The sequence below is a fragment of the Novosphingobium sp. genome, assembly GCF_024642085.1.
In the GTDB taxonomy this organism is placed as follows: domain Bacteria; phylum Pseudomonadota; class Alphaproteobacteria; order Sphingomonadales; family Sphingomonadaceae; genus Novosphingobium.
In genome coordinates, this window is the sequence record NZ_JAHEBV010000034.1 from 1 (window position 1) to 18,543 (window position 18,543).

The window sequence follows — 18,543 nt, forward strand, 5'->3', positions numbered from 1 at the left end:
CGACAGGACCGGCGCTTTGGAAAACACTTCTGCATCGGGGCCAATGGCAACTTCGAGATATTGTGACCACATGCCCTGTCCGATCAGCGCGGCTTTCAGCTGTTCCGCTTCGGGCGAACCAGGCACGACCGAACGGATGCCGGCCCCGACCGTTTCTTCAAGCCCGCGGCGGATTTGCGCTGCACGATCGCCGTCGCCCCGGGCGCGCTCTTCGATCACCCGTTCGATGGCCGACAGCGCAAAGGTTACCCCGCAAGCCTTGATGCATTGCAAATCGACCGGTGCAAGCAAGGTCCAGCCATCGGGCAATCCCTGGCTGACCGGACCGATTGCATCGCCGCCGGTGAACATACGGCGGATAACCGCGCCCGACACGGACGCTGCCACCTGCGTCATGTCATGGATGATGCCGTTCTGGATGCGGATGACGCAGGGCCCGTCGGGAGACAGCGCGCGGCCAAGAAAGGTGCCGATGTGATGATCGGCCGGCAGCCAATCGGAAATCATTGCGCTATTCACCGCTGTAGCCCCTCTCTGTTAGCGCTACCATATGCGGAGGCCCCCTTAACGGCAAGCCCCGCGGTCGCGGACGATGATGGCGCAGGCTTGGCGGGGAAGAAAAGGCGTGACGGCACCTTCCGCGCGCAGATCGCTCAATCTTCAGGCAGGCCGATCGCGGCGCGCAGTCCCGGCTGCCATCGCTTGCCCGCAGCATCGTACCACGGGAACGTGTTGGTATAGGCCCACTGGCACACCGCCACATTTTCCGGGGCGAAGGTATCGTGGACGGCCTTGGCATACTGAATGCGCTGCGCCAGCGGGATATATGCTTCATACGCGCCCGTTTCCCCGATGAACGGGGTCAGCCCGGTGCGCGCGGCATAGGCCTTGACCTTGGCCAGATCGGTTTTCAGGCGCTGCCTATCTTCGCTCGACCCGTAAATCCTTCCGACCGGAGGCATGTCGGAAGTAATCCAGGGCGCGCCCTGGTGAGTGAACCGGAACGGTTCGTAATAGTGAAATGTCGGATAGACATTCGGGTCATCAGGCAATTGCAGCGTAGCAAGCGAATCCACCCCGCTCCAGAAATCACCGCCGATGATCACCGGCCGGTCGGGATTGGTCGCGCGGATCGCGGCCAGCGACGGCGCCAGGGTGGCCAGCAGGTTGGCGTTCGAAAGCTTGTCGTGCGGCTCGTTCTCGATCTCGAACCACAGGCGCTGGGTCGGCCGGGCGGCAAGCACGGCGGCAACTTGCTGCCATATCCCGGCCAGCCTGGCGGCGTTGGCTGCGGGATCGGTAAACAGTTCCTCATAATGATGATCGTTGACGATGACGTTCAAACCGGCGTCCAGCGCCATGTCCACCACTTGCACGGCGCGGCGCTGAAAACCGGGCTTGATTGTATATGGCGCGGCCTTCGCGGCGCGGGCGGACCAGCGGACCGGGATGCGCACGGTCTGGAATCCGGCCGCCCGGATGCGCGCGAAGTCGGCTGGCATCATGCGTCTGCCGCCGGCGTTTTCCGGCACTGATTCAAGGCTGTTGCCCATGTTGATGCAGGGCCCGACGGGCAAGTCGCGGGCCTGGGCCGGCAGGGATCCCGCTGCCAGAACGATTGCCAATGCACACACACGTTTCATTTGTCGGGTGTCCCTTATGATCCGAGTATCGTGACCAGGAATTGCCTGATCACCGCGTCGCGTTCTGGCCCGACCGGCCCCGTGACGCCGCGCGCGTGATCGGGCAGGTGATCGAAAGCCGTCGGCGCGCCGTCACCGAACACGAACGTGTCGAACCAGCTTTTCCAGGCGCGGCGCTCAGCCGGCGGCAGATCCCGTATCGCCATCAGCGCGTGGATCATCGCCAGAAAGCCGCCGCCGCGGGGCGCATCGTTGTGCCAGTAATTGACCAGCAAGTTGACCGGACTGCTGGCCGCGACATGATGCCACCACAATGCCGGGATGAAGATCGCGTCACCCGGGTCCAGCACGGCGCACAGGCCCTGCTCGGAAGCCTTGGCAAACCGGGGATAGCGGTCCAGATCGGGGGCCAGCGGATCGACCATGCTGACAGGCTGTCCCGCCAGCGTGCGGTCCAGCGGCCCGACATACAGGTTTTCGGCCTGTTCTGGCGGAAACAGGGTAAAGGTCCGCCGGCCCGCCGCCACGACCGCGAAATTGTCCGACAGGTCAAAGTGGGCGGCCACCTGCGTTGCATTGCCAAGCCACAGGCGGCATTGCGCCTGCGCCGCTTCGGCAAGGGGAAACGGATTGGCCTGCGTGAAGCCCGGCAAGTGGCGTTCTGCCGCCGCGGCCCCGGCATAAATGCCGATCGGTTCAGGATCGGTTTCGATCAGGGCCAGGTGTTCAGCCAGATCGCCCAGGGACAGCTGTTCGCGCCGAAAATTGAAACCGCGCATGTCGTCAGCATAGAAAAAACGGCCGCGGGCAGCTTGCGGGGCGATCATGGTTTCCGCCGCGGCACCGCTGTCCATGGCCCGTATTTGATCAAGCAGGGCGCCGTTTCCCTGCTGCGCCGTCCGCACGACCGGCCAGTCCGCCGCGATCGCGCGGATCACTACCGGGCGGTAAAGCGGGCGCTGTTCGCGGGCGAACGTCTGCGCGCCGCACGGCGGCATTTCGGCCACCGGGCGCATGGCTGGGGCGCAAATCATGCCGGGCAGGGCAACACGACCTCGGCATCCATGCCAAGCCGCACTTCACCCAGTGCGATATCGGCAGCGCCCTGGGTTGATAGTACGAACGGCTTGGTCAGCGCGGTGACATCCGCACCGCGGCCGCGCAGGCATTTAAGAGCAACGCCATAGCGGACAAACCGATCGCCCGGTGTCAGCGAAACGGGCAGAGAGCCGCTGCCTTTGGCGCCGACCAGGGTCAGTGCGGCGCTTTCGGGAGCGCCAAATACACGCGCCGTGAACAATAGCAGGACATCGGCGTTTGTTTCGCGGTCCAGGTTGACCGGCGAAAAATTGCGCAGCGCTATGGCCGCCGGCCCGCCGGTAACGGTAAAACGGCGCGCCCCTTCCTGCACCCGGTAATCAAGGGCCGTAATCTTGACCCGGCCGCCCAGGGCTTCGGCAGGGACCGTGGTTATGCGCGTTTCATCCGCCGTTCCGTTGATGCCTTCGACCAGCAACGACCAGCTGGCCGCAGCCCGTCCGGCGGTAAACCAGGTCCGCGAATCCATCGCCTGCGACGCATCGACTTCGCGCAGCGGCTTCCACGGGCCGGGCGCGGGGCTGGCATAGCTCAGCCCGAAGTTCATGTCATAAAGCACCCCTTCGCGCATGTTCGGGGTAAGCGGCCAGCGTGCGGCCAGAGAGCCGGTAAAATCGAACCGCGGCCGTCCCTTGCCATCGCCCACCAGCACGTCGGCAACCCCGCCGCCTTCCGATCCCGGCAGCCACGCCACGACAAAGGCATCGGCAAGGTTCAGCGCCGGGTTGGTATACAGCGGCCGCCCCGTCAGCATGACGGCAATGACCGGGATGCCCTGGGCCTTGAGTTTGCGCATGGTCTGATAGGGGCCGGTCAGATCGCTATCCAGCGCCAGCGTGGCGCGGTCGCCCTGAAACTCGGCATAGGGCTTTTCCCCGAACACCACTACCGCGGCATCAGGCTTGCGCGTGTAATTGCCATCCGCATTCAGTTCGACCGATCCGCCGCCGGCTTCGACCGCTTGGCGAAACCCGCTGTAAAGCGATGTGGCACCGGGAAACTTGTCATTGCCCAGTCCCGTGCCTTGCCAGGTGATCGTCCAGCCGCCGCTTTGCCGCGCCACATCGTCAGTCCCTTCGCCGGCGATCAGCAAGCGGCCACCAGCCTTGATCGGCAAAACCCCCTGGTTCTTCAGCAGGACCAGGCTTTTGCGCACGGCTTCGCGCGCCACGGCCCGGTGTTCGGGTGCACCAAGCAGATCAAACCGTCCCGACAATGGGCGCGACGATGGCTTGCCGGCGCCAAACAGACCCAGCCGGCTTTTCACGTCAAGCACACGGCGTACGGCATCGTCGATCCGGTCAATCGGCAGTGTCCCGGCGCGGGCGCGGGCAAGCAGATCGGCATAGATCGCCTTCCACGTATCGGGCGCCATATACATATCGACCCCGGCTTCCAGCGCCTGCGGGCACGAATCGTTGGTGCAGCCAGCCACCTGGCCATGAGAGTTCCAGTCGGTCACCAGGAAACCGCCAAAATCCATGCGGTCCTTCAATACGCCCGTCAGCAGACTGCGGTTGCCCGCCATCTTGACGCCCTGCCAGCTGGAAAAACTGGCCATAACCGTCGCAACGCCGTTTTCCACCGCCGGGCCATAGGGAAGGCCGTGAATATCGCGCAGTTCGGTTTCAGCGATGTCGGCATCGCCCTGGTCGACCCCGTCCTTTGTTCCGCCATCGGCCAGGAAATGCTTGGTCGAGGCGATGACCTTACCGCGGGCAAGAAGATCGCGCTGATCGGGCGGTCCTTGCAGGCCGCGCACCATCGCCCCGACATAGCTGGCCACCAGCCTGGGATCGGACGAATAGCCTTCATAGGCACGGCCCCAGCGGTAATCCTGCGGGACAGTTACCGTGGGCGCGAAGGTCCATTCCTGTCCGGTCACGCGGATTTCGGTTGCGGTGATCGCGCCGATCCGTTCGATCAGGGCGGGATCGTGGGCTGCGCCCAGGCCAACGTTGTGCGGAAACAGCGTGGCACCGATGATGTTGGAATTGCCGTGAACTGCGTCGATCCCCCAGATGATCGGGATGCCAACCGCGCCTTGCGATGTGTCTACCGATGCCGCCCAGAAATCGTCAGCAGCCTTCAGCCATTGCGGTGCAAGCGCAAAATCGTTGCCGCCTGGTCCGCTATTGCCGCCAACCAAGATTGACCCGAGATGGTACTGCCGGACATCTGCCGGGGTCACACAGCACAGGTCGGCCTGGACCAGCTGCCCGATTTTTTCGGGCAAGGTCATGCGCGCCATCAGCGCCGCTATCTGCGCCTTTTCCGTTGGCGGTGTGACCACGGGATATGTGTATTTCGGCCAGATTGCCGGATCCGCAACGCCGCGCAGCGACTGCGGCGCGGGCCCCGACGCCGGCGGCGGGGTGGAGCATCCCGCAATTGCCGAACACGCCGCCACAACCGGCCAAAAACCCCGCATAGCCCACTCCCAACACAAAATGTTACCGCTACCATAGCGTGATTGTCGGGTTATGGAAGTGGGGTTGATATGTTTGTGCCGCAAACGGATTGACCGCATTCGCCGCTGCGGTGCGGGCCCCCGATGGGTTCACTTCTGCCAAGATCGAAGTACTGTTCAATCCGCAGACGCTGCGCCCCGTTCCAGCATTATCGGAGCAGGGCCGCCTTGCGGTGTGCGGTAACCGGCCTGCAGCGCGCACAGCACGGCTTCGACCTGACCGTCATGCAGTGCCGCCACAACCGCTCCGCCAAATCCGCCGCCGGTCATCCTGGCACCGCCCTGTTGCCCGATTGCTTGATTCAGCACGTCGACCAGCGCGTCGACTGCGGGCACGCTGACTTCAAAATCGTCGCGCAGGCTGGCGTGGCTTTCGCGCATCAGACGGCCCAATGTGACCAGGTCGGCCGCTTGCAGCGCAGCTATCGCGGCTTGGGTGCGGGCCTGCTCAGTGATTACGTGACGGGCCCGGCGCAGGACCCGTGCATCAAGTCCGGCACGGGCCAGATCATCGGCGCTGGCATGGGCCAGATTTGCCGCGCCAAGGGCTGACGCGGCCACTTCGCAATCCTGGCGCCGCGCATTGTATTCTCCGTCGACCAGGCCGCGTTCGACGCCGGACTGGACAATCAGCACCGTCCAGCCGCGCGGCAAGGCGACCCGCGTGAAGGCAAGCGTCCCGCAATCGAGCGCCAAGGCCTGGCCCGGCGCGGCGTGGGCCACCGCCATTTGGTCCATGATCCCGCAGCGCACCCCGGCAAAGTCATGCTCGGTCGTCTGCGCCGCTTCGGCCAGCAGCTGTTGATCGGGCTGCGCTATCCCGGCCGCAGCGCACAGCGCGCGGCCCACCGCAACGCACAGCGATGCCGACGACGATAATCCGGACCCGCGCGGCATGGTCCCGCTGATCGCCAGGTTTGCCCCGGCTTGCGGGATACCGCGCGCGGCGCAGCTGTGGGCCATGCCCTGAACGTAGCTGGCCCAATCTCCGGGTGCGCCAACCAGATCACCTTGCGGCGTAAAGGTTACCGGATCGCCTGCAAAATCGCAGGCCAGCGCGCTTATCATGCCGTCATCGCGGGGCGACCAAGCAACCTGTGTGCCGCTGCTGATCGGCATCGGCAGAACCATCCCTCCGTTATAATCAAGATGCTCCCCAATCAGATTGACCCGGCCCGGCGCAAATACGGTGCCCTGCGGGACATGGCCGAACGCGGCGGTGAAACGTGCGGCCAGATCGGACACGGTCATGCCGGCACTACGCCGCGCAGCCGCTCTGCCGCTGCTTCCGGGGTCAGGTCGCGCTGGGTTTCGGCCATCAGTTCAAACCCGACCATGTGCTTGCGCACAGTGGCTGAACGCAGCAGCGGGGGAAAGAAATGCGCGTGCAGCCGCCAGTGCGCCGTATCGCTGCCCAGCCCGTGCGGCGCGCCGTGCCAACCCATTGAATAGGGGAAATCACAGCCAAACAGGCCGTCATAGCGGGACAGCAGGCGGGCCAGGATAGTGCCCAGGGCCGTGCGCGCATCCTGATCCAGATCCTCCAGCCGGGCTGCGGGTCCGCGCGCGACCAGCAGCGTTTCGAACGGCCAGGCCGCCCAGAACGGCACGAAGGCAATCCAGTGGTCATTGGCCTCGATAATCCGGGTTCCGGCTTGTTCTTCCGCCGCGACAACCGCGTCGAGCAGCACCGTGCCGTTCTGCGCCCGCCAATCGCGCTGATGCAGATCCTCTGCTTCGGGCAGATCGGGAACAAAATCGCTGGCCCAGACCTGGCCGTGCGGGTGCGGGCTGGACGCGCCCATCATCGCGCCTTTGTTCTCGAATATCTGGACGTGGTCCCAGCGCATGCCCAGGTCCCGCGACAGGTCGCACCAGGCGGCGATTACCTCGGCCATGGCGGGCGGGGAAAGCCGGGCCATGGTCGCCGAATGATCGGGCGCATAGCAGATCACCCGCGCCTCGCCCCGGGCCGGGTGGCTGGCGAACAGGCCCTGGCCTTGTGGCGGCTCAACCGACTGGGGCAGCAGGGCAGCAAAGTCGTTGGGAAAGGTGAAGGTGCCGGAATAGGGCGGATTATCCTCACCATTGGCGCGGCGGTTGCCGGGGCAAAGATAGCACGATGGATCGTGGCTGGCCCCTGGCGGCGCGGCAGCGGGCGCAGCCTCTCCCTGCCAGGGCCGGGTCATCCGGTGGGGCGATACCAGCACCCAATCGCCGGTCAGCAGATTGCGCCGCCGATGCGGGACCGGGCTGGCGGGGGAATTATCGTTTTCGCTCATCGCCGCATTGTCCAGCCGGTAGGTAAGGGCGCAGAGACTTGCACGGTCCTGCGTGCCAAGGCTTCGGCAAAGCCCTCGCGCAAGTCAAGCGCAAGCCTTGCATCGCCTGCGCAAAGCGTATTTACGGCGATGGAACAGCGCGCATGGGGAGCAGCCAAGGATGACCGCCGAACCGATGCGCCTGGGCGTCTGCTATTATCCCGAACACTGGCCCGAGACGCAATGGGCGGACGATGCCGCTCGCATGGTCGCCGCCGGGCTCAGCCGGGTGCGGGTGGGTGAGTTTGCGTGGAGCCGGATCGAGCCCGAGGCCGGCCGCTTTGACTGGGGCTGGCTTGACCGGGCGATTGCTGTGCTGCACGCCGCCGGGCTGGGCGTGATCCTGGGCACGCCCACCGCCACTCCGCCCAAGTGGCTGGTCGACACCATGCCAGATATGGTCGCGCTGGATGCGGATGGACACCCGCGCGGGTTCGGATCGCGGCGGCACTATTGCTTCAGCCATGCCCCCTACCGGGATGAGGCCGTGCGGATTACCCGCGCTGTGGCAGAACGCTATGGCCAAAATCCGGCGGTTGTGGCCTGGCAGACCGATAACGAATACGGCTGCCACGATACCGCAATCAGCTATTCTGCATCAGCGCTCAAGGCCTTTCGTCACTGGCTGAAAGCCCGCTATGGCACCATTGAGCACTTGAACCAGGCCTGGGGCAACGTGTTCTGGTCCATGGAATATCCCAGCTTTTGCGCGGTCGACCTGCCCAACCAGACCGTGACCGAGGCGAACCCGGCACATTGGCTGGCATTCCGCCGGTTCTCATCAGATCAGGTCGCTGCCTTCAACCGCGCCCAGGTGGAGGCGCTGCGCGACCTGTCACCGGGCCGTGACGTGATGCACAACGCCATGGGGTTCTTCACCCAGTTCGATCATCACGATCTGGCCGCCGATCTGGATGTGGTGGGGTGGGACAGCTATCCGCTGGGTTTCCTTGACAGCTTTCGGTTCGATGCGGCGGACAAGCTGGCCTACGCCCGGCAGGGTCACCCTGATATCGCTGCGTTTCACCACGATCTGTATCGCGGCTGCACACAAGGCGGGCGCTGGTGGGTGATCGAGCAGCAGCCCGGGCCGGTCAACTGGTCGGCCCATAACCCCGCGCCGCTGCCCGGCATGGTGCGGTTGTGGACACTGGAAGCGATGGCCCACGGCGCCGAGCTGGTCAGTTATTTCCGCTGGCGGCAGTTCCCCATGGCGCAGGAACAGAACCACGCCGGTCTGCTGCGCCCCGACAGCAGTGCCGCGCCCGGCTTGGCCGAGGCACGCGCGGCAGCGGATGATATTGCGGCGCTTGGCCCGGCTGGCGCGGCCACACGGCAGGCGGCGCTGGTCTTTTCCTATGATGCTGACTGGATCACCCAGATCCAGCCACAAGGCCGCGGCTTTTCAGCGCTGTGGGCGGCGTTTGAATGCTATTCGGCGCTGCGCCGCATGGGGCTTAATGTGGACATCGTTCCGCCCGGGCGCTCGCTTGATGGCTATGCGCTGTGCGTTGTCCCGTGCCTGCCGCACGTGCCGGAAGGCCTGGTTGGAGAGCTGCAAAACTTTGCCGGGCAGATCGTGATCGGCCCGCGCAGCGGCAGCCGCACCGCCGAGTTTGCCATTCCCGATGGCCTGGCCCCCGGCGTTCTCCGGCCGCTGCTGCCGCTTAAAGTTACCCATGTCGAAAGCCTGCCGCCGGGTCTTTCCCATCAGGGCGACGGCTGGCACGCCGCGCGCTGGCTGGACCATGCCGAAGGGGACGCCGAGGCCGAGTTCGTCGCGGCAGACGGAACGGTGGCAGGCTGGCGGTACGGGCGCACGCGCTATCTAGCCAGCTGGCCGGAACGGGATCTTGTCGATGCGCTGCTGGGCCGCGCGGCCGGCGATGCCGGGCTGGCGTGCCACACCTTGCCCGACGGGGTGCGCCTGCGCCGCGCGGGCGAACTGACCTTTGCTTTCAATTACAGCGCGATGGCCGCCGAACTGCCGCGATCGCAGGCCGGAACACCGATACTGGGAGCGCGGCGGATGGATCCGGCATCGGTCTGCGTTCTCAAGGCCTAGACCTGAGCCCCGGCGATAATCTCCAACGCCGCCGCCTCGCCGATGACTTCAGCGTATTTGGCTTGCAGGTCGAACAGGTTGGCCTGGTGCGGATCGGGGTGACGATCACCGCAGGCGTCACTGACCACAAAGGGCAGGAACCCGTTCTGGCACGCATCAAGCGCGGTTGCCCGGACGCAGCCAGAGGTTGAAAATCCGCCGATCAGCAGCCCGTCGATGTGCCTTTCGCGCAGCACAGCCGCCAGCGGCGTGCCGAAAAAGGCCGAGGCGTATTGCTTGGTAATCACGGCATCGCCGTCTTGTGGTTGCAGCGACGGCGGAAACTTGCCGAGCGGTGATCCCCGGTCAAAAGCCTTGAGAGCGGGTACTTTGCGGTAGAACACCCCGCCATCCTTGCCGCCGGGTTCGTATTCTACATTGGTGAAGATCACCGGCACGCCGCCTGCCCGGGAAGCGCGGACCAGCCGGACGCAGCTGGCCAGCGCCTGTTCGACCCCGGCGTAAAGCGGTGACGCTGGATCCAGGTAAGCCATGACAACATCGACGATCAGCACCGCAGGGCGGCGGGGCGGCGGTAGATGTCCATCAAAAGCGCCGCGGTAATTGTCGGTCAGCGCGGGTTCGTCCATCAGATTGTGCCGCTGGCGGCAAGGCGTTCAAGCTCCGCCTGATCCAAACCCAGCAGCTCGCCGTAAATCTCTGCGTTGTGCTGTCCGGGTGTCGCTGGGGCAGGGCGGCGCACGGTGCTGGGCGTAGCCGACAGCTTGGGAAAGGCACCCTGCATCTTGAGTGGTCCATAGCGCTGCGTATCGACATCGATAATGGCTTCGCGGGCCTGAAAGTGCGGATCGGCCAGCATCTCGGGCGCTCGATAGACCCGGCCGGCGGGGATCGAATGCGCGATCATCAGCGCATCGACCTCGTCCACCGACAGCGTCGCGGTCCAGGCGTTGATCAGCGCGTCCAGTTCAAGCTGGTTGGTCCCGCGCGCCAGATGCGTGGCATAGCGCGGGTCATCGCCCAGTTCGGGGCATCCCATCGCGCTAGCTAGCCGCTTCCACAGCGAATCCTTGTTGGCCCCGATCATGTATTCGCCGTCGCTGCAGGTGTAGACGTTGGACGGTGCGATGCCCGGCAGGATCGATCCCGACCGTTCGCGGATCACGCCATTGTAGGCATATTCAGGAACCAGACCCTCCATCACCTGCAGGACGCTTTCATAGAGCGCGGCATCGATTACCTGGCCTTGGCCCGTCCGGTCACGGTGATGCAGCGCTGCAAGGACGCCCATGCAGCCGTAGGTCGCGGTAAGGGAATCCCCAATCGAAACACCCATGCGGCTGGGGGCACGATCAGGTTCGCCCACGATATAGCGCCAGCCGCCCATCGCCTCGCCAATGCCGCCAAATCCGGCGCGGTCCGAATAGGGTCCGGTCTGGCCGTAACCGCTCATCCGCGCGACAATCAGGCCTGGCTGGTCTTCCAGCAGGCGCGCGGGATCGAGGCCCCACTTTTCCATGGTGCCGGGCTTGAAGTTCTCTATCAAAACGTCGGCATGGCGGATCAGCTGCCGCACCAGCGCCTGGCCTTCTGCCACGCGCATATTGGCAGAGACCGAGCGCTTGTTGCGGGCAATCACTTCCCACTGCACCTTGACCGCGCCCTGGCCCCATTCGCGCATCGGATCGCCCGCGCCCGGCGGCTCGACCTTGATAACATCGGCGCCCATGTCGCCCAGCAGCTGTCCGCAAAATGGACCGGCCAGCAGCTGGCCCAGTTCGACCACGCGCAGCCCGGCCAATGCCCCCGCTTGCGCCATGGCCTATTCCGCTGCCTCGGCCATGGTCCAGACCGGCTGGATCGGAGCGGGAAGACCCGTTTCTGCCTGGGCATTGGCGCGCAGCTCATCAATCGATGGGCCATAGTCGAACAGCTTCAATTCACCCCGGCTGCCGCGCATCTGCCCGCGCAATGCCGCGGTTGCAGCAGCGTCCACTTCGCCGCGATCACTGGCGACCACACCATAATCGCGCGCGCCCGCGGGGGTAATCAGCCCCTGGGTAATCTCCTTGCCGACCAGCGCCGGATCGCGGTCCAGCGGATCGCCCCAACCGCCGCCACCCCAGGTGATAAAGTGCAGCTGATCGCCCACTTCGACGCTAACGTCTTCTACCTTGTTGCCGACGATGATCTGCGTGCCATCGGCCTTTTCCAGTACCTTGCGCGCGCGCTGGCCGGGCAGGCCGCCGTTGACCCCCCACGGCGGCACGAACCAGCGGTCATCGTGGATCGAGATCGTGCCTGCGGCAAGAAAGCGATAGGTCATGTGGATGCCGTTGCCGCCACGGTGAAGCCCGGCGCCGCCGCTGTCAGGCTCGGTTTCGTAACGTTCGATCAGCATCGGGAAATAGCGTTCAAGGAACTCGTTGGGTACATTGGTAAAGCCCGGCCACAGTGAATGGCCATCCGGTCCGTCACCCAGCGGACGGCCGGGTATGCCACCAAACCCGATCTGGAAAAGCTGAAACCAGTCGCCATGCTTGCCCGGCCGGTTATCGTTGCCCGAATAGAACAGGTGCGGGCTGGAACTGAACCCGGCGGCGTTGAGGAACTCGGGTGTTTTCTGCCCCAGCAGACCGCCCAGAATGTCAAAAATCCGACCCAGCGCATGGGTCCGGCCCGACAGCGCTGCGGGGAACCTTGGCTTCAGCAGCGATCCTTCGGGGATGCGCACGTCGATCAGGTCATAGAACCCGTCGTTGAACAGAATCTGCGGATCGAAGACCATGATCATGTAGATGCCGAAGAACATCTTGAACATGTTTTCATTGAGATAGAAGTTGATCGAAGCGGCGCTTTGCGGGTCGGTCCCCGCAAAATCGAGAACCACCTTGCCGTTCTCACGCCACATCGTGCACTTGATTTTGTAGGGGCCGTAGCCGACCCCGTCGTCGCAGATGTAATCCTCGAAACTGACCGGCTCCTCGGCGATTGCCATGCCGATCAGCGCCTGCATCGCGCGGTGGTTGCGGGCCAGCAGCTCCTGCGTGGCAGAGACATATACGTCGTCGCCAAAGCGGCCCGCCATTTCAATCACGCGCCGCGCTGCGACCCGGCACGAGGCGATCAGCGCGTTGAGATCGGCCTGGCACCAATCCGGCTTGCGGGTCTGGTGCATGACCAGCTTCATCAGATCATCGTTGTATTCGCCTTTTTTCCAGATCTTGACCGGCGGAATGCGCACCCCTTCTTCAAAAATCGAGCGGGCATTGATCGGCATCGATCCAACCACCTTGCCGCCGATGTCGCTCTGGTGGCCAAACATCGCGGTATAGGCCAGCAGGCGGCCATCCTTGAAAACGGGCAACAGCACCAGCCAATCGTTCGAATGGCTGATCGCGCCTTCACAGGAATAGGGATCGGACAGGAAGATCATGTCCCCGTCTTCCAGCGTTCCGTCGAAGCCTTCCAGGAAGCCGCCGATGAAGCTGCCGAACTGGCCGACAATCATCTTGCCAGTGTGATCGGCGATCAGCGGGAAGGCATCGCCCTGTTCGCGGATCCCGGGCGACATGGCAGTGCGCACCAGCGTAGCGTCCATTTCGATCCGCGCGTTGCGCAGCGCGTTTTCGATGATGTCCAGGGTAACGGGATCGATCGCGACCTTGGTGAAAGGAGCGGGGTTGGTTGTGACGATGGTTGCAGGCATGTCTCTCGTCTCCGCTTCAGACCAGGTTGATCAGGATGTTGCCGACCGCATCGACCGTGGCGACACAGCCGCTTTCGATCAGTGTGGTCGAATCCATTTCGGTCACGATTGCTGGCCCGCGAATGACATCGCCCTGGCGCAGCTTGGTCCGGTCATAGATCACCGCGGCCTGTTCGCGCCCATCCATCCACAGCGTGTGGTCGCGCATCTTGGCCGGCGCAGGATTGCCATCACCCTTGGGCAATTCGGCAGCGGGCAGGTCAAGCGCCTGGCCCAGCGCGACCGCGCGCAGGTTCACAATCTCGTGCGGGGTGTCCATGTTGAAAGTGAACAGGCGGTGGTGCTCCTCGTCAAACCGTTTGAGGATGCCGTCCACTCCGTCGGCGCGCAGCACATCGGCAGTGATGGTCAGCGGCACTTCGAAGGCCTGCCCGGCATAGCGCACGTCCACTTCGAACTCGCTGGTGATCTGATCCTCCGGCACTCCGTCAGATGCCAGTTCGGCTCGGGTCTGAGCGGCCATTTCATCCAGGATTGCGATCAGCTCCTCGGCCTTGGTGGTTGACGCCAATCGCGAAAAGCTGCGGGCAGTCTCGGTCCGCATCCGGGTTGTCGCATCGCCCAGCGCGCACAGCACGCCTGGCGAAACAGGTGATATTGCGGGCCACGACCCCATCAGCCGCGCCACTGCATTGACGTGTAGCGGACCCGCCCCGCCAAAGCCCATCAGCGCAAAGTGGCGCGGGTCATAGCCCTGCTGGACCGAAATCATGCGCAAAGCGCCGAACATGTTTTCATTGACGATATCGATGATCCCGCGTGCCGCGGCCATCAGGTCGATCCCCAGCGCGTCGGCAATGGTCTGCACCGCTGCCTTCGCGCCTTCACGGTCCAGCTTGAAGCTGCCGCCCAGAAGGTTTTCGGGCAGATACCCCAGCACAACATTGGCGTCGGTCACGGTCGGTGCCTCACCGCCCTTGCCGTAGGCGACGGGCCCCGGGACAGCGCCTGCGCTTTGCGGACCGACCCGCAGCGCCTTGGTCAGGTCGGGAACATAGGCGATGGAACCGCCGCCCGCGCCCACCGTCTTCACGTCTAGCGCCGAGGCGCGGACCGACAGATGGCCAACCTCGGTCGTGCGTTGGCGGCGCGGCTCAAGATTTTCGATCAGGGCAACGTCGGTGCTGGTCCCGCCAACATCAAGCGTCAGGATATTGCGGATACCGGCATTGCGCCCAACCCACAGCGCCCCGGTCACCCCCCCGGCCGGGCCGGACATCAGGATGTTGACCGGGTGTTCCTCCGCCTTGAGCGCGCTCATCAGGCCGCCATCAGACCGCAAAAGCGAAAGTTTCCCCGCCATTCCGGCATCTGCCAGCTTGGCGCGCAGGTTGGACACGTACTTGCCCACCACCGGGCGCACCGCCGCATTGGCCACCGTGGTCAGTGTGCGTTCGTATTCCTGCATTTCAGGCAGGACCTCATGGCTGAGTGAAACGGGCACGCCGGGAAGCACTTCGGCGGCGATCTGGCCAACGCGGGTTTCGTGCGCGCCGCTGGCATAGGCGTTGATCAGGCTGACAGTGACCGCCTCCACCCCTTGCGCCTTGAGCAGGCCAAGCTGATCGCGGACGTCGTTTTCATCGATGGCGCGAACTTCATTTCCGTCTGCGTCCATCCGGCCCTTGATCGTGACAGTATCTTCCAGCGCCGCCAGCGGCGTCGGCTTTGGCCAGATGATCCACGCCGCCAGCCCGCCGGGGACAAAACTGCGCGCGATCTGCATGATGTGGCGGTAGCCCTCGGTCGTGACCAGCCCTACGCGTGCGCCCTTTCCTTCCAGCACGGCGTTGGTGGCAACCGTGGTGCCGTGCAGGAAGGTATCGATGGCATCCGGCGCAATGCCCGCATCGGCGCAGATTGCAGTGACCCCGGTCAGGATCCCTTCGGAACTGTCGTGCGGGGTGGACGGAGTTTTGTGCCGCCAGAACGCGCCGCTTGCGGTATCAAACAGCAGAAGATCGGTAAATGTGCCGCCAACATCGACGCCAAGGCGATAACCCATGCTTGTCTTCTCCTAAGCGGCCGCGGGGAAGGCGGGCGTATGCGCCACCATTCCGGGCAATCTGCGATCCATCACACCGGCCAGCCAGTGGTTCGTTTCAATAAGGGCGGCCAGGTTCAGTCCGGTTGCGATCCCGGCGCGTTCCAGCATGTTGACCACGTCTTCGGTGGCGACATTGCCCGCTGCGCCCGGCGCGAAGGGACAGCCGCCAAGCCCGCCGATAGAAGCATCAACGGTGACCGCCCCAGCGCCCAGCGCCGCCCAGACATTGGCAAGGCCGGTCCCGCGGGTGTTGTGAAAGTGAACCCGCACCGGCAGCGGCGCGATCGCTTCGCGCACGCGTGCCACCAGCCGCGCGACATGGGCCGGGTTGGCGACTCCGATGGTATCGGCCAGCCCGATTTCGACCGCGCCCGCCTCGGCAATCGCCAGCGCCATCGCCAGCACCCGGTCCTCGGCCACCTCGCCTTCGAACGGGCAGCCAAAACTGGCGGCAATGGTTGCCTGGCCGGTACGCCCTGAAGCGCGCGCCATTTCTATAATCGCCCTGGCCGCATCTACCGATCCGTCACTGCTTTGACCCTGGTTGGCCATGGCGAAGGTATCGGTGGTCACCGCAACCGCGCCCAACTGGTCTATCCGCCTAGTGGCCAGTGCCCGGTCCGCGCCGCGCTGGTTCATGACCAGTCCGATATACGTGACGTCATCACGGCTCGGCAACGCGGCGCAGACCGCTTCGGCATCGGCCATCTGCGGTACCGCGCGCGGGTTGACAAAGCTGGTCACTTCGATCCGGCGCGTCCCGGCAGAAATGGCGCGGGAAATCAGGGCAAGCTTGTCGGCGGTTGCGATCTCGCGCTTTTCGTTCTGCAGCCCGTCGCGCGGTGAAACTTCGACCATCTCGATCGACGATGTATACAAACCGGTCATGATACCCGCGCTGCATCGATTGCCGTCAGGCCCTGATGGGCATCGGCATAGGCGTGGAAGGCCCGGCGGATATGCGCCGCCATGACGGCTTCGGCCCAGGCCCCGTCGCGGCGGGCAAAGGCGGCCAGCAGCTCGTCGTGTTCGCCGTGCGACCGGCGCAGCGCATCACGGCCGTAATGGTGCGCAGTGCGCCAGATCACCGGCTGTTCGATCAGCGCTGCCAGCATCGCTGAAAGGCGCCGCGACTGCGCGGTATCGAGGATGATTGCATGAAACTCGCGGTTGCCTTCAAGAAAGGCGCCAACGTCGGGCGGGTCAGCCTGTACCGCGCGCAGTATCGCCTGATTGCAGCGCCGCAGCGCCTGGAGCGCGGCATCGTCCATCCGTTCTGCCGCGCGCCGCGCGGCGTGGCCTTCCAGCATGGCGCGCAGTTCAAATGCATCAGCGACATCGCCCAGCGACCAGTCGGCAACAAAGCTGCGCTGCGCCTCGTTCCGCTTGACCAGCAGTTCGCTTTCCAGCCGGCGCAAGGCGTCGCGCACCGGGGTACGCGACACGCCGCAGCGTTCGGCCAACGCCTCTTCGCCCAGCTGCGATCCGGCGGGCAGCTCGCCCGACAGGATCATGCTGCGGATCCCGGCATAGGCACGGTCACTGGCGCGTGACATGAAAGCTCCCAAATTGCTTGACCTCGACCATTTGTATACAATAGGCTGCGTCCCTAGCAACCCGCGAAGGCTGTGAGGGCATAATTTTTTCGCGGCGCTGGAGACAACAGGGAGTCCATCTATGCGTGCCACCAACTGGCTGCTGTCAGCCTCGATCGCCGGTCTTGCTCTCGCTTCGGCGCCTGCCATGGCGCAGGATGCGGCCCCGACAGGCACCACGGCGTCTGCCGATGAGGACGAAGGCGCCATCATTGTCACAGCGCGCCGCCAGAACGAGCGGCTGCAGGATGTCCCCGCATCGGTCGCAGTGCTGACCGCGGCCGCGCTGGAACGGACCGGCGCGACCAAGGCGGAAGATTTCGTCCAGCTCACCCCCGGCGTGACGATCGTCACCGGCACGGCAGAGGCGGGCGATACCCAGATCAATATTCGCGGAATGAACGGTGCGCGCGATGCGGAAAGTTCGGTCGCGCTGGTGGTCGACGGCATTCTAAAGACCAATACCGCGCAATTGAACCAGGATCAGGGCACTTTGCGCCAGGTCGAAATACTCAAAGGCCCGCAGGGCGCAATTTATGGCCGCAATGCCGCAGCCGGTGCGATCGTGGTGCAGACGCTCAAGCCAACCCAAACCCTGTCAGGCGGGGTCAAAGGATCCTATGGCGAACACAACACGTGGAGCACGTCCGCCTATATCGCTGGGCCGCTGATGGACGGCGCGGGCTTTGTCCTGTCGGGCGGATACGAACGCAGTGACGGGTTCTACAAGAACAGCTTTCTCAACAATGCCAGCGTTGTCGATGATCACCGGTCATGGTCGGTCGATGGGCGCGTGATGCTGGGCATGGACAGCGACACCACGGTCGATCTGAAGGCCCGCTATGCCGAGTTTCACGGCGCTTCGCTGCCGTTCAATGCGGCGTTTGCGTTGCCCAACTTTGCCGGGATCAATCCTGCCTATTACGAAGACGTGAACCGCCATCCGTTCAATTTCTACAATAATATCCGTCCAACCAACGACCAGACCAGTTTTGACGTATCGGCCAAGCTGGACCACGATTTCGGATCGGTGAAGCTGACCGCCTGGGCGCTGTATTCCAACATCAAGCAGGATCTGGTTGCAGACGGCACCTCCGCCGATTTTGCCCGCTATATCTTTGCCGCAAATCCGGCTGCGCAGCCGGCAGTCAACAGCTGCTTTGCGACCACGGCGGCGCTGACTGGTTATCCTGTCAATCAGCCCGGCAACATCGGGGCGACGCCGGTTCCGTTCATCTTTTCCGGACCGACTTTCAACGGATCGACGTTCGGCCCTTACAGCCCGACGACCTGCGACGGCATCCAGTATCAGTTGCGCAATCAAAAGGACATCAGCGGCGAAGTGCGGCTGGCATCAACCGGAGACGGGCCGCTGGGCTGGCAGCTGGGCGCCTATTACCTGCACATCGACCGGACCGTGGGCGTCAGCCTTGGCGCGGATGAAGGGCAGGGCGTGATCAAGCAGCTTTACAACGCGCCCAATACGACCAACCCGACTTCCTTGCTGCTGGCCGATGATTTCAAGACCAACGTTT

General features: G+C 64.2%; 13 protein-coding genes and 1 pseudogene. 2 read left to right on the forward strand and 12 right to left on the reverse strand.

Annotated features, from left to right (window positions below; translation table 11 throughout):
- The 6 genes and pseudogenes from Q0L62_RS11555 to Q0L62_RS11580 form a co-directional block, all read right to left on the reverse strand.
- A pseudogene (locus Q0L62_RS11555) lies at window positions 1–519 on the reverse strand (fumarylacetoacetate hydrolase); the annotation flags it as partial.
- Window positions 520–653: 134 nt separating this feature from the next.
- Window positions 654–1,643, reverse strand: coding sequence for a glycoside hydrolase family 5 protein (locus Q0L62_RS11560; RefSeq protein ID WP_296679923.1), 990 nt, complete (start codon window positions 1,641–1,643; stop codon window positions 654–656).
- 14 nt (window positions 1,644–1,657) lie between these two features.
- The gene (locus Q0L62_RS11565) at window positions 1,658–2,677 is read right to left on the reverse strand and encodes a cupin-like domain-containing protein (protein ID WP_296679925.1); all 1,020 of its coding nucleotides are present in this window, start codon (window positions 2,675–2,677) and stop codon (window positions 1,658–1,660) included.
- Entirely contained in the window at window positions 2,674–5,034 is a 2,361-nt protein-coding gene (locus tag Q0L62_RS11570) for a glycoside hydrolase family 3 protein (RefSeq protein ID WP_296679928.1), read from the reverse strand. Before Q0L62_RS11570 ends, Q0L62_RS11565 begins: the two co-directional genes overlap by 4 nt.
- A 294-nt stretch (window positions 5,035–5,328) precedes the next feature.
- Window positions 5,329–6,462 carry a galactokinase gene (gene galK, locus Q0L62_RS11575; protein ID WP_296679930.1) on the reverse strand — a complete coding sequence of 378 codons (1,134 nt, stop codon included), beginning with the start codon at window positions 6,460–6,462 and terminating at the stop codon, window positions 5,329–5,331.
- A complete protein-coding gene (locus Q0L62_RS11580; RefSeq protein ID WP_296679931.1) occupies window positions 6,459–7,493 on the reverse strand; it encodes a UDP-glucose--hexose-1-phosphate uridylyltransferase in 1,035 nt (344 codons plus the stop codon). The genes galK and Q0L62_RS11580 overlap by 4 nt, the downstream gene beginning before the upstream one ends.
- A 160-nt stretch (window positions 7,494–7,653) precedes the next feature.
- Between Q0L62_RS11580 and Q0L62_RS11585 the strand changes: the two genes are divergently transcribed.
- Window positions 7,654–9,597, forward strand: coding sequence for a beta-galactosidase (locus tag Q0L62_RS11585; protein ID WP_296679932.1), 1,944 nt, complete (start codon window positions 7,654–7,656; stop codon window positions 9,595–9,597).
- On the opposite strand, the gene Q0L62_RS11590 is transcribed toward Q0L62_RS11585, so the two are convergent.
- Genes Q0L62_RS11590 through Q0L62_RS11615 form a run of 6 tightly spaced genes read right to left on the reverse strand, consistent with a single transcriptional unit; the run spans window position 9,594 to window position 16,969 of the window.
- Complete coding sequence (locus Q0L62_RS11590; protein ID WP_296679934.1) at window positions 9,594–10,226, reverse strand: isochorismatase family protein; 633 nt, start codon at window positions 10,224–10,226, stop codon at window positions 9,594–9,596. The genes Q0L62_RS11585 and Q0L62_RS11590 overlap by 4 nt on opposite strands.
- Window positions 10,226–11,416, reverse strand: a complete 1,191-nt coding sequence (locus Q0L62_RS11595; protein WP_296679936.1) for a CoA transferase — start codon at window positions 11,414–11,416, stop codon at window positions 10,226–10,228. The genes Q0L62_RS11590 and Q0L62_RS11595 overlap by 1 nt, the downstream gene beginning before the upstream one ends.
- Before the next feature lie 3 nt (window positions 11,417–11,419).
- A complete protein-coding gene (locus Q0L62_RS11600) occupies window positions 11,420–13,306 on the reverse strand; it encodes a hydantoinase B/oxoprolinase family protein (protein ID WP_296679938.1) in 1,887 nt (628 codons plus the stop codon).
- A 16-nt stretch (window positions 13,307–13,322) separates the two neighbouring features.
- Window positions 13,323–15,371, reverse strand: coding sequence for a hydantoinase/oxoprolinase family protein (locus tag Q0L62_RS11605; RefSeq protein WP_296679940.1), 2,049 nt, complete (start codon window positions 15,369–15,371; stop codon window positions 13,323–13,325).
- Window positions 15,372–15,383: 12 nt separating this feature from the next.
- Window positions 15,384–16,301: a hydroxymethylglutaryl-CoA lyase gene (locus tag Q0L62_RS11610; protein ID WP_296679941.1), complete on the reverse strand. Its 918-nt coding sequence runs from the start codon at window positions 16,299–16,301 to the stop codon at window positions 15,384–15,386.
- Complete coding sequence (locus Q0L62_RS11615) at window positions 16,298–16,969, reverse strand: GntR family transcriptional regulator (protein WP_296679943.1); 672 nt, start codon at window positions 16,967–16,969, stop codon at window positions 16,298–16,300. Before Q0L62_RS11615 ends, Q0L62_RS11610 begins: the two co-directional genes overlap by 4 nt.
- Window positions 16,970–17,090: 121 nt before the next feature.
- On the opposite strand from Q0L62_RS11615, the gene Q0L62_RS11620 reads away from it, so the two are divergent.
- Window positions 17,091–18,543 (forward strand): TonB-dependent receptor (locus Q0L62_RS11620; RefSeq protein ID WP_296679945.1); only part of this gene is annotated, 1,453 nt, incomplete at its 3' end.

What these genes read in the sequence shown, in the direction of transcription:
- Q0L62_RS11580 (WP_296679931.1), bottom strand. Translation starts at nt 7,493, where the DNA reads ATGAGCGAAAACGATAATTCCCCCGCCAGCCCGGTCCCGCATCGGCGG.
- Q0L62_RS11610 (WP_296679941.1), bottom strand. Translation starts at nt 16,301, where the DNA reads ATGACCGGTTTGTATACATCGTCGATCGAGATGGTCGAAGTTTCACCG.
- Q0L62_RS11590 (WP_296679934.1), bottom strand. Translation starts at nt 10,226, where the DNA reads ATGGACGAACCCGCGCTGACCGACAATTACCGCGGCGCTTTTGATGGA.
- Q0L62_RS11595 (WP_296679936.1), bottom strand. Translation starts at nt 11,416, where the DNA reads ATGGCGCAAGCGGGGGCATTGGCCGGGCTGCGCGTGGTCGAACTGGGC.
- Q0L62_RS11600 (WP_296679938.1), bottom strand. Translation starts at nt 13,306, where the DNA reads ATGCCTGCAACCATCGTCACAACCAACCCCGCTCCTTTCACCAAGGTC.
- Q0L62_RS11605 (WP_296679940.1), bottom strand. Translation starts at nt 15,371, where the DNA reads ATGGGTTATCGCCTTGGCGTCGATGTTGGCGGCACATTTACCGATCTT.
- galK (WP_296679930.1), bottom strand. Translation starts at nt 6,462, where the DNA reads ATGACCGTGTCCGATCTGGCCGCACGTTTCACCGCCGCGTTCGGCCAT.
- Q0L62_RS11565 (WP_296679925.1), bottom strand. Translation starts at nt 2,677, where the DNA reads ATGATTTGCGCCCCAGCCATGCGCCCGGTGGCCGAAATGCCGCCGTGC.
- Q0L62_RS11585 (WP_296679932.1), top strand. Translation starts at nt 7,654, where the DNA reads ATGACCGCCGAACCGATGCGCCTGGGCGTCTGCTATTATCCCGAACAC.
- Q0L62_RS11615 (WP_296679943.1), bottom strand. Translation starts at nt 16,969, where the DNA reads ATGTCACGCGCCAGTGACCGTGCCTATGCCGGGATCCGCAGCATGATC.
- Q0L62_RS11560 (WP_296679923.1), bottom strand. Translation starts at nt 1,643, where the DNA reads ATGAAACGTGTGTGTGCATTGGCAATCGTTCTGGCAGCGGGATCCCTG.